Annotated in this window: 9 protein-coding genes; 7 read left to right on the forward strand and 2 right to left on the reverse strand. The window is 68.6% G+C overall.

Going from position 1 to position 7,608, the window contains the following annotated elements:
- Positions 1 to 16 precede the first annotated feature (16 nt).
- The 3 genes from lepB to G5S38_RS07770 are packed head-to-tail and all read left to right on the forward strand — an operon-like array spanning position 17 to position 1,840.
- Positions 17 to 823, forward strand: coding sequence for a signal peptidase I (gene lepB, locus G5S38_RS07760; RefSeq protein ID WP_165066839.1), 807 nt, complete (start codon positions 17 to 19; stop codon positions 821 to 823).
- Positions 824 to 1,498, forward strand: coding sequence for a ribonuclease HII (locus tag G5S38_RS07765; protein ID WP_165066842.1), 675 nt, complete (start codon positions 824 to 826; stop codon positions 1,496 to 1,498).
- 18 nt (positions 1,499 to 1,516) lie between these two features.
- Positions 1,517 to 1,840, forward strand: coding sequence for a DUF2469 family protein (locus tag G5S38_RS07770; RefSeq protein ID WP_165066845.1), 324 nt, complete (start codon positions 1,517 to 1,519; stop codon positions 1,838 to 1,840).
- Between the two features lie 285 nt (positions 1,841 to 2,125).
- On the opposite strand, the gene G5S38_RS07775 is transcribed toward G5S38_RS07770, so the two are convergent.
- Positions 2,126 to 2,398 (reverse strand): hypothetical protein, encoded by a 273-nt coding sequence (locus tag G5S38_RS07775; protein WP_165066847.1) that lies wholly within the window; start codon positions 2,396 to 2,398, stop codon positions 2,126 to 2,128.
- Between the two features lie 46 nt (positions 2,399 to 2,444).
- Between G5S38_RS07775 and G5S38_RS07780 the strand changes: the two genes are divergently transcribed.
- From G5S38_RS07780 to G5S38_RS07795, 4 genes are all read left to right on the forward strand, one after another.
- Complete coding sequence (locus G5S38_RS07780) at positions 2,445 to 2,570, forward strand: recombinase family protein (RefSeq protein ID WP_165066850.1); 126 nt, start codon at positions 2,445 to 2,447, stop codon at positions 2,568 to 2,570.
- Positions 2,571 to 2,832: 262 nt separating this feature from the next.
- Positions 2,833 to 3,189, forward strand: a complete 357-nt coding sequence (locus tag G5S38_RS07785) for a YraN family protein (RefSeq protein ID WP_165066853.1) — start codon at positions 2,833 to 2,835, stop codon at positions 3,187 to 3,189.
- Positions 3,189 to 4,736: a YifB family Mg chelatase-like AAA ATPase gene (locus tag G5S38_RS07790; RefSeq protein ID WP_165066856.1), complete on the forward strand. Its 1,548-nt coding sequence runs from the start codon at positions 3,189 to 3,191 to the stop codon at positions 4,734 to 4,736. The genes G5S38_RS07785 and G5S38_RS07790 overlap by 1 nt, the downstream gene beginning before the upstream one ends.
- A complete protein-coding gene (locus G5S38_RS07795) occupies positions 4,733 to 5,320 on the forward strand; it encodes a hypothetical protein (protein WP_165066859.1) in 588 nt (195 codons plus the stop codon). The genes G5S38_RS07790 and G5S38_RS07795 overlap by 4 nt, the downstream gene beginning before the upstream one ends.
- On the opposite strand, the gene G5S38_RS07800 is transcribed toward G5S38_RS07795, so the two are convergent.
- Positions 5,273 to 7,348 (reverse strand): tyrosine-type recombinase/integrase, encoded by a 2,076-nt coding sequence (locus tag G5S38_RS07800; RefSeq protein WP_165066862.1) that lies wholly within the window; start codon positions 7,346 to 7,348, stop codon positions 5,273 to 5,275. The genes G5S38_RS07795 and G5S38_RS07800 overlap by 48 nt on opposite strands.
- Between the last annotated feature and the right edge of the window lie 260 nt (positions 7,349 to 7,608).

The raw sequence follows: 7,608 nt of genomic DNA on the forward strand, positions 1-7,608 counted from the left end.
GGAGCTCAGGGGTTTAATGACAGGAACAGATCCCTCGACGCGCGCGGACGGCGCGGTCGAGGACCGCGGCGGCAGGGCGCGAGGTGTGCGGCTCTTCCTCCGCGACATCCTCATCATCTTCCTCGCCGCGATCATCATCTCGGTCGGCATCAAGGCATTCCTGGTGCGCTCGTTCTACATCCCCTCCGGGTCGATGGAGAACACGCTGCAGATCGACGACCGCATCATCGTGAACCAGCTCGTTCCGAACCTCATCGACCTCGAACGGGGCGACGTCGTCGTGTTCCAGGATCCGGGCGGCTGGCTGCCCCCGTCGTTCGCGCCGGAGGTCGGCCCCATCGCGGCCGGCGTCGACTGGTTCCTCACCCTCGTCGGGCTGAGTGCGTCCGACAGCAACGACCACCTGATCAAGCGCGTCATCGGCCTTCCCGGTGACGTGGTCACCTGCTGCAACGCCGTCGGACAGATGGAGATCAACGGGGTGCCGCTCGACGAGCCGTACCTCAAGCTCCCCGACGACGTCACCGCGGTGTCTGGCGACGATTTCTCGGTCGAGGTGCCAGCCGGCTCCCTCTGGGTGATGGGCGACAACCGGTACTCGTCGAAGGACTCCCGCTACAACACCGAGACGCCGTCCGGGGGGTTCGTACCCATCGACAACGTCGTGGGGCGCGCCTTCGTCATCACCTACCCCATCGACCACTGGAGCTTCCTCGACAACTACCCGTCGACGTTCCGCGGCGTCGACGCCGGTGCAGGCGACGGTGCTGGTGCAGGGGCAGGCCCCGATCCGGATCCCGTGTCCGGCGCTGGCGGCGACTGAATGGCCGTGACCGAGCCGACCCTGACGACCGAGGCACAGCTGCACTCCGGCGGTCACCGCTACGTGATCGGGTGCGACGAGGTCGGACGCGGGGCGATCGCCGGGCCGGTTGGCGTCGGCATGGCGCTGGTCGACGCGGGCTGCGGCGCGTTCCCGGTCGGCCTCCGCGACTCGAAGCTGCTCAGCGAGAAGCGCCGAGAGGCACTGGAACCGCTTGCCGCATCCTGGGCGCTGCACACCTCGGTCGGGTTGGCGTCGGCCGAGGAGGTGGACCGCATCGGCCTCTCCGCGGCGCTCGGGCTCGCGGGTGCGCGGGCGTTCGGCGCGCTGGTCTCCGCGGGGGCGGATGCCGCGGCATCCATCGTGCTCCTCGACGGCTCGTTCGACTGGCTGAACCCGGCCCTCGCGTCACCGGTGGCGGTGCGCACCCGCATCAAGGCCGATCGCGACTGTGCGTCGGTCGCCGCGGCGTCGGTGGTCGCCAAGGTGCACCGCGACCGGCTGATGATCGAGGCGGATGCTGCCACTCCCGGGTACGGATGGTCGGGCAACAAGGGCTACGGCTCGTCTGCACACTATGCCGCGATCGCGGAGCTCGGTCCGACGCCGCTGCACCGTCACACCTGGCTGCGGCAGCCAGCGCTCGACCTGTTCGACGATGCCCAGACGGCATGAGCATAGGATTGCAGCAGCATGGATGACGACGAATTCGACGAATACGACCGCGAAGCAGAACTTGCGCTGTTCCGGGAGTACCGCGACGTGGTCGGGCAGTTCCGCTACGTCGTCGAGACCGAGCGTCGGTTCTACCTCGCGAACGAGGTCACCCTGGTTCGCCAGGACACCAGCCACGACTTCTACTTCGAATTGACGATGAACGACGTCTGGGTGTGGGATGTCTACCGCTCGGACCGGTTCGTGAAGTCGGTGCGGGTGCTGACCTTCAAGGACGTCAACGTCGAGGAGCTCTCGTCGAAGGAGCTCGAACTGCCCAAGGAACTCGCGCTCGACGAGTAGCAGTCCCGATCCGGCCCTCACGTCGCGGTGTGTCCTTCACCACTCACGCCTCCGCGCGTAGTGAACGTATGACGCTCCTCCCGGGCCGACCTCGCGTCCCGCCCCGCATGCTCGGTGTTGGGAATTCAGGCGGCGGCGAAGGAAGAACTGGGCAAGCGCGGCGAATCGAGGTGGCACTCCTGGTGCATGGCGGGTACGACATCCTGGGGCGTAACTGGTGCTGCTCGCAGGGGGAGATCGACGCAATTACTCAGATCGAGTTACTCCGACTGAACGAGTGTCTACCTAGTCCTCGACTTTCGACGGCCCCACAGCATCACGCAGGCGTTGTTCGGCTTCGCTGCTCTGTGCCCGCAACTTCGGCAACTGGGTAAGGGTCCAGATGCCCCAGCAGAAGAAGTAGACGCCAGCCGCGATGGAGAACCAGTTACCGCCGTTACCCCAGTTGACCAGCGAGTAAATGGCGTTGCCGACTTGGAGCGCACCGATCACGACCATGAACACCCCAAAGAAACGGGCCCATTTGTAGGTGCGGCTCGCGACCTCCACGGAGTTCATCTTCACACTATGACGCCGATCGTGAAGAAAGGACAACGCTGCTGCGGTGACCGGCGCCACCGATGACCGACCGAAGTACGCGGAGGCGCTGCTATTGGTGGAGGACGGTGAGGCCGACATCGTGATCGTGTCGTCGCTCGATCGACTGGCTTACATTCTCACAGTGCACTAGGGCTTGCTCAGCCGTGCCTGGTCTTTGGGTGCTGAGGTCCACGCCGAGACCGCCATTCGATGCCGCCCTTCAGGACGTTCGCCAAGACCGGCCGACTCAGCAGAACCAACTCGCGCTCGACGAGTAACCCACGACCGCGTGGCCGTGGCCGTGGCCGCGTTCCTTCACTGCACCGCGTGCGTTTCGCCGCTCCGTGCACAGTTGACCGGCAGCACGGCCTGACCGCGTCCGCCATTCGGCATCCTCGGTGTCGGAGGTGCTCATGGCGGCGAAAGACGAGCTCGGCAGGCGGGGCGAAGACATCGCGGTCGCCTTCCTGGTGCATGGCGGGTACGACATCCTGGGGCGCAACTGGCGGTGCCCGCAGGGCGAGATCGACGTCATCGCCCGCGACGGGGCAGACACGGTGTTCGTCGAGGTCAAGACCCGGTCTGGCACCGGATTCGGCCACCCCCTCGAGGCCATCACCGCGCAGAAGCTCGCCCGGCTGAGGCGGCTCGCGGGGGCATGGTGCGACGTCAACCCCGGGCACGGGCGACAGATCCGCATCGACGCCATCGCCGTCGTCGCGACCACCGGCACCGTACCGGTGGTCGACCACCTCAAGCGGGTGTTCTGATGGCCATCGGGCGCACCTCGGCCGTCGCCCTGCTGGGCATGAACGGCGCGATCGTGCACGTCGAGGCCGACATCTCGAGCAACCTGCCGGGCTTTTTGCTCATCGGGCTGCCCGACGCATCGCTGAACGAGGCGAAAGACCGGGTGCGCGCGGCGGCCACGAACTCGGGATGCGACCTGCCGACGCGCAAGATCACGGTCAACCTCTCGCCTGCCGCACTCCCGAAGCACGGCGCTGGTTTCGACCTCGCCATCGCGATCGCGGTGCTCGCGGCCGCGGGCAGCGTCAGTGCGGCGTCGGTCGAACGCGTCGTGCACATCGGCGAGCTGGGGCTCGATGGGCGCCTGCGCCCCATGAACGGCATCCTCCCGTCTGTGCTCGCCGCATCGAGGGCGGGCTCCGGCGTGGTGATGGTGCCGGCGGGCAACGCCGACGAGGCGGCCCTCGTGCCCGGCATGCGCGTGGTCGCCGTCGCCTCGCTGCGCGACGCCGCGATCTGGCACGGCGGTGAGTTCGACCCGCTGCCCGCCGACCCGATCCTGCGCGACGCCGGCCTTCCGTCGACCCCCGACCACGAGCCCGACCTCGCCGACGTGATCGGCAACGACGACGCGGTCGAGGCCATGCAGGTCGCCGCGGCGGGTGGGCACCACGTCTTCCTGCTCGGGCCACCCGGGGCGGGCAAGACCCTCCTCGCCACCCGCCTCCCCGGTTTGCTACCCGACCTCGACGCCGAGGCCGCGCTCGAGGTGAGTTCGATCCGGTCGCTCGCGGGGCTGCCGGTCGGCACGTCGCTGGTCACCCGCCCGCCCATCGAGGCACCGCACCACACGGCGACGGCCGCGGCGATCGTGGGCGGCGGCAGCGGCGCGATCCGGCCGGGGGCCGCAGCGCGGGCGTCACACGGGGTGCTCTTCCTCGACGAGGCGCCGGAGTTCGCGTCGGCGGTGCTCGACGCCTTGCGGCAGCCCCTCGAGTCGGGCCTGATCACCATCCACCGGGCGAACGCCGTTGCGCACTTCCCTGGCCGGTTCCAGCTCGTGCTCGCGGCGAACCCGTGCCCGTGCGGGCAGTACGGGGCGAATGACATGGAGTGCACGTGCGCGCCGAACGCGCGGCGACGGTACCTGGCCCGCATCTCGGGTCCCCTGCTCGACCGGGTCGACATCCAACTCAGGGTGTCCCGCATCACCTCGGCGCAGCTCCGCGTCGCGCGCGACGAATCGGCGCGCCCCCGGCTCTCCACCGCGATGGCGAGGGAGCGCGTCATCCAGGCCAGGGCCCGCACCCGGCAGCGCCTGGCCGGCACCCCGTGGAAGCTCAATTCCGAGGTCCCAGGGGCGTGGCTGCGCGGGCCGGACGTGCGGCTCGACGTGTCGACCACGCGTTCCATCGACCGCGCACTCGAACGCGGCGGCCTCACCATGCGCGGCTACGACCGGGTGCTGCGCATCGGGTGGACCCTCGCCGACATCGACGGGGCCGAGCGGCCCACGGCAGACCACATCGGTCGGGCCCTGTACCTGAGGAGGGCGATCGCCGCATGAGCATGTTCGGCATCAAGGAGGCGGTGGTCGCACCACTCATCCGGCGACTGGTCGACGACCACGACATCGCGCTGGGCAGGCCGGCGATCCAGGACCTGTTCGCCAGGGCGACCTGGAGCGGCCTCGTGGAGCCGGGAGACGGCACCGCGGGGGCGATGATCGCCGTGCTGGGGCCGGCGGCGGCACTCACCGCGGTGATCGAGGGGTGGGAACCGACCCGCGTCCTCGACGTCATGGCGGAGGCGGTCGCCGACCCGGGTGGCGATTCCGTGGTCGGGGTGGGCCTCGCGCCGCGCGACGTCGCCGCGGCCCTGGCCAGGTGGCAGCCCCGGGTGTCGTCGGCGCACACCGTGACGGCGCTGCAGCGGGCCGTGCGCGCCGGTGCCCGGCTGCTGACCCGCGACGACGCGGCCTGGCCGCAAGGCTTCGCCGACCTCGGTCACCACGCCCCGATCGCGCTGTGGATGCGAGGCAACCTGCCTGCGATGCACGCGCTGTCGTCGTCGTATTGGTGTTCAGCGGTATTCGTTCGCGCGCTATTCGCCTTGGTTGACGCAAGGTTGATCAGGCAGAGCGCTGCTTGAGCCAACCTCGTCGCCGCGGTGCCGTCGCGAGTTCAGGATGGGCTGGGGTGAGAGTTTCAGCGCGGCGTAGTGACCGTTGCTGGCGGAGACGGCCTCCGCCCAACGGGATGCGGTGGCGGTGTGCATCCCGGTTAGCCGGGCCAGGATAGGTGGAGGCAACTGTTGGGCGAGCGAGGCGAGAGCGCTGGCTCGGGCGCGTCCTGCCGAGATGCCGAGCGCATTGAGGCGCGCGGTGAGCGTGTCAGTGGAGAGGGGACGGCCAGCGCGTATGCCGGGAAAGAGCCAGTCGTGGTCCTGAACGGCGCCGAAGAGCCGTGCCGCGGTTCGGCTCCGGGTCGCGCCATCCGCGATGTCACCGAGCTCGTCGGGAAGCGCGAGCGGTTCTCGTCCGAGCCGGATGAGGATCAGTCCGTCGCGACGGGTGACGTCGTCGGTGCGGAGCTCGACGAGTTTCGAGACGCGGATGCCATAGAGCAGCACCAGCGCAGCCGCGAGTCGTGTTGACGGATCGACCGTGCTCGCCGCAGCGAGGATGCTGGCGAGGAGCTGCCAGCGGTGGTCTTCGTCGACGCCGGTGACGGCCGGTAGGCGGGTGTCACGGAAATTGATCACGATGCGGTTCGAGTGGTGGTTGCGGCCGGTCCACTCCAGGAACGCCTTCACTCGGTGCCGTTCCTGGGGTCCAGCAGCGCGCCAACGATCGACGTCGCCTTGCTCGAGTGTGGCGAGAGTGCGACCGCGGCTGCGAGTCCAGGTGAGGAGTTCGACGACGAGGGCGAGTTCCCGTCGCCGACTCGACGCCTGGCCGACCCGGGTCGGAGCCCCGGACTCGCGCAGGAATCGCAGGTGCCGCCAACGGGCGAACCGGATAAAACCGCGCCGCTCGCCCGGGTCCAGGATTGAGCCTGCCGTCGCGGTAATCCAACGTTCAAGGCGGGCTAGGTGTTCGTCACGGCCGGGCAATAAGCCGTGCTCGATGAGCAGCGACCGGACCGCTCTCGTCGCCGAATCCGAGCCTGCCTGATCCAGCATCTCGTGTGATGGGCCTCCGGGCGTGGTGAGCGCGCGGTGTAGCAGCGCCGCGCTGGTCTTTCGCCGAAACACGCCCAGGCTCACAGCCGCGTCGGCCGCGAGACAGGCATTCCGCATCCGTTCGATGGCCGGATCCGCTGTGACCAGCTCGGGCGGGAACAGGACGTGGATTCGATCGTCGGCGGTGCAACGATCGCAGAGCCCCGATGCCCGTAGGTGCGCAACCCGTTCGCAGCGTGAGCACGTGCGGAACGAACCCGGAGTCCGGGCGTAGCAAGTGGAACAGAAGGGAACGCCATCGACGCGGCCATGGACTCGTCGCTCACGGCCGCACCCGGTGCAAGGTTCAATGATCGGCTCGGCGCAACCATGACAGACCGGCAAGCCCGCCTCAGTGCGGTTGTGGACGATACGTGCTTTCCCGCAACTCGAGCATGTCTCCCGTTTCGTAGCGCAGACCTCACAGATCGCCTCGGGAGTGCCAGCGAACCGGCAGGCCGTCTCTCGGCCGCAACGGCGGCAAGAATCGACCAGCTCCAGGCGTCGGCAGCTGTCGCAGAGCGGACCGGCCGGGGTGCGAATCGCGACGATTCGGATGTTCCCGCAGGACGAGCAGTCGGTGCGCTCGTCCTCGAGCGTGTTCGTGCAACGCTGACAGAGCCGCGACCCGTCGGGCAGACGCCGCTCGAGGCTCTGGTGTCGGCCGCAGCCATCACAAACCACCAGGTGACCGGCGCGGTAGCACTTCCGGCAGCAGAGCAGCCCGTCCAGCCGGTTCATCGCCGACGTCGGCAGCCGGCAATGACCGCAGACTCGTTCCGCCAGCAAGGCGCCCCCGTCGCGGAGCCGCTGATGAAACCCCGCGAACAACCTCGACGCCTGCTCGGGAGCAGTAAACCACTCCCCGAACGCCGTGCACTCCAACACCAACCGCAGCAACCGATCACTACCACCGAGCAAGGCGCCCTCAGCATCGACGACTGACTCCGCGTTCACTTCCGGAATGAGAACTCGAAGTTGAGCCGCGAGATGGCCAGCCGCGCCGGACCGACGCCGAACCCAACAGATTCGGCAATAGTCACGGCCGGCGACCTGCGCGTGGCGCCGCCTGGTGACACCGCAGTCCGAACAGGACACATCGATCCGGCGGGCGGTGACCATGCAGCGGGCGCAGACACGTTCCCCTGCAAGACGGCCAAGCAACTCCCGCTCGAGCCTGCAGGACGCGCAACGCGGGCGGCGGAGGACAGTGCCAC

This window comes from Marisediminicola senii, assembly GCF_011057645.1.
GTDB classification, from domain to species: Bacteria; Actinomycetota; Actinomycetes; order Actinomycetales; family Microbacteriaceae; genus Marisediminicola; species Marisediminicola senii.